General features: G+C 30.3%; 1 protein-coding gene and 1 tRNA gene. One reads left to right on the plus strand and one right to left on the minus strand.

The annotated features are described in order from the left end of the window. On the minus strand, positions 1-3,044 hold a 3,044-nt coding region (locus AC3ATN_RS07900; protein WP_487532734.1), incomplete at its 3' end, for an InlB B-repeat-containing protein. Positions 3,045-3,308: 264 nt separating this feature from the next. On the opposite strand from AC3ATN_RS07900, the gene AC3ATN_RS07905 reads away from it, so the two are divergent. Continuing rightward, positions 3,309-3,396, plus strand: a tRNA-Ser gene (locus AC3ATN_RS07905). The last annotated feature ends 221 nt before the right edge of the window (positions 3,397-3,617 follow it).

Consider the following 3,617-nt stretch of genomic DNA (forward strand, 5'->3'; position numbering starts at 1 on the left):
AAATCAATAAGCGCCTGTTCAAAACTATCATCTGGAACATATGTTCTTAACCCATCGCAACCCAATGAGAAAGAAACCCCTTCTTCAACTACCCAAGTGGGAGTAAAATCATAACTATCTGTTAAATCAACTAAGCCCCAACCATAACAAGTTTCTTGGTTAGGGTCTTGAGAATCATTAGGAATTCCAAGATCTAAACAGCTAGGTGGAATATTATTGATTTGTGTCTCACTTAAAGTAACACAATCAAAGTCATTATTAAGTGCTCTTAGTAATGTAAGGTTATCAATTGATGATAAGTTCAAGGAGTTTATATTGTTTTCATACAAGGATAAAATTCTAATCTGAGAGTTATTAGATAAATCAATCGAATTTAAATTGTTTCCAGGTAATAAAACTATTTCAGTATTTGTATTATTCGATAAATCTATATCATCAAGAAAATTATATCCCAAATCAATAATTTTAATTGAAGGGTTGTTTGAGAGATCGATAGATTTACCTGCGGATTTAAAAATGCCTTGGGCTCTTAAAACTTCTAATTCAGTTTGGTTAGACAAATCAAGACTTTCTAATTGCATATTCCATATTCTCATATTGTTTAATTTAGGAGAATTTGAAAGATCAAGATCAGTTACCAAATTATCATGACAATTTAAATACCAAAGATTTGGAGAATTTTCTATTTCAAGTATTGATAAATTAGGATTGTTATAAACATAAAGTTGTAACAAATTAGAATTATTATTCAGGTACAATTCTGAAAGTTGATTGTTAGCTAGGTCAACATAACTAAGGCTTGTGCTATTAGACAAATCTATAACTCCCTGAATCTGGTTACCTATATGGGCTGAGATATTTTCTATCAGGATAAAGTCTTGAATTCCTGTTAAATCACTTATATTTTTATCAGTAAGATCTAAAGATATAATTTGTTTAATATTAGTTGTCAATACTTCACCGTCGAGTATATCATCATATCCTAAATCTATAAGTGCTTGTTCAAAATTATTATCAGGAATACTTGTTGTTTGTAAAATCACATCACATTCATCAGAATATTGTGTATTATCGTTTTTAACCCAATCTGTGGGTATGTTTATTTGTTGATCTGAACTTACATTGATACAATTAAGATCAATATTATTCTGAGTATTAAGATTTATTAGCAGTGGGTTATTGGAAACATCTAAAGAGATAAGTTTGTTGTTTAAAAGGTTTAAATCCTCCAGTTTTGTATTGTTTGACAAATCAATTTCAGTCAAATTATTATTTGCCATCGCTAGAATCTTAAGTTCTAAATTGTTGGAAACATCCAACATTTGAGCATTACAAGTACAAACAAGTTCTTCTAGATTCGGATTATTTAAAACATCAATAATTCCATTGAATGTTCCAAGATCGTTTAAATCTAGGATCTTTAAGTTAGGATTATTAGAAACATCAATAGAGACTAATTTGTTTCTATAAAACCATGCTTGCTCCAAAAGCGGATTGTTTGATAAGTCTATAGAGCTAATTTGCATTGTTGAGCACTCTGAACATTCGTTTCTAAGACTGAGTATTTTAAGTTTGGAATTATTTGAAACGTCTATATTAGTCAAATAATTTCCAGAAAGATCCAATTCATCTAACTCAGGGTTGTTAGAAATATTTATTGATGATAAAGTGTTATTCCAAGCAAGTAATCTTTGTAATGATGAATTGTTTTCTAAATTAATTGACTCAATTTGATTATCATGAATAATAAGATTTAATAAATTTACATTATTTGAAAGATCAATTTCAGTTAAGTGATTAGAGTGAATAGAAATGTTTTCTAAGTAAATATTGTTAGAAAAATCAACTTCATTAATCTCATTATTATCAAAAAATATTTCTTTAAGATTTATGAAATCATCAATTCCAGTCAAATCATAAATTGTACCCTGCCCCGTTGAATTATCTGCACGAAACGATTCAATAGAGGATATATTTGAATTATTAACATAATCATCTAATAAATCATCAAAACCTAAATCAATTAACCTTTGTTCAAAATTATCATCAGGAATATAAGTTCTATCTGAAACATCCCCTGTATCGCCTACTTCCGTTTCATAGTTTTCATCAACAATAGTTTCTACTTCTCCTTCAAACTCGCCTGTAACATTTATGTTGAAATTAAAATTACTCCATGAAGCTTCTGATGATACATCTTCATTAGAGACTAGTTCTACGTTAGTCATATTTCCGTAAGTACCTAAATCAATTTCCGAGTTGGAAGTAACGTTAAATGTTCCATTTATACGACCTGAATTAGAATTTACTGAATAGGAGTAATCTTTTCTAAAAATAATACTGTGTATATCCCAGGATGGAACCTTACTTTGAGTTTTCTTTCTAACCTTCCACTTTCCGACAACTCTATTAAAAAGTTCAAAATCAAAATTAGCTTGAATTGTTTTGGATTCCGTTAGAGTGAGTTCTAAAGGGTTTTCTTCTCCTGTATGATCCATCCCCCATGCAATAAAATCGAATCCTGCACCAGGTTGTGGAGTAAGTCGAACAGTATCTCCATAATCATAAGTACTGTTTTTCCCAGAACTAGCAACTTGAAGAAGTTCTTCCGTTACTTGCCCGTCTCCTTCTATAATAATATCAAGATTTAAAATAGTTTTCTCAAATACTCCAACAATAGATTTGGCAGAATTTACATTTATTTCAATAGGGTTTTCAGTAGAAGTTAAATCACCATCCCACCTACTAAACCTATATCCGTAGGCAGGAGTTGCAGTTAGTTTTACGATGCTTCCTGAATTGTATCTAGGATCAGTACTTCTCCCCAAAGAGACTACTTCTTCTTGAATAGAACCCTTACCAAAAGCAGAAAGTATTAGATTATACTTTGCTTTTTGAAAGGAAGCATTGATCATTAAATCAGAATTTAATTTGACTTCAAGAGGATTTTGAATAGATCCATTTGACCAATTAATAAATCGGTATTGATCATCTGGAGTTGCTTTGATAGAAACAATTTTTCCTGGTGCATATTCTTCCCCCACAGAAACGTATTTTCCCTCTGCATCATATTTACCACCGGCTATACTTACAGTACCTCCCGTGTTAGCAATGACAGATAAAAAAAAACTTTGGGGTTCCTCTTTTTTACATGAAAAAACTAGTATAAATAAGACAATTAGAAGCTTTTTCAGTTTTAAATTTTAAATAAAAATAATAAAATTATTATTTATTGTCACAAATAAAAAATTATAAAAAAAAAATTATCTAAATAAGTTTAATTTTTTATGTTATTTAGCGAACGATTAAGAGGGGTGGCCGAGTGGTCGAAGGCGCACGCTTGGAAAGCGTGTATGTGCCAAAAGCGCATCGAGGGTTCGAATCCCTTCCCCTCTGCTAAGTTGTTTTTGGTATATAAAAAAATTGAGTTAAAGTAATTAGAGATTAATTACAACAGAATATGCAATTGTACAAAAGGTTTAGGTGACAAGGCTGTATAACAAAAGAGTATATCCTAGTCAATAATGTTTCAAATACTTTATCTTCAACTAAAATCCATCACTATGAAAAAGCTACTTCTTATTTTACTATTTGTTCCATTAACCTATTGTTCTTCA

The sequence above is a fragment of the Candidatus Marivariicella sp. genome, from assembly GCF_983056325.1.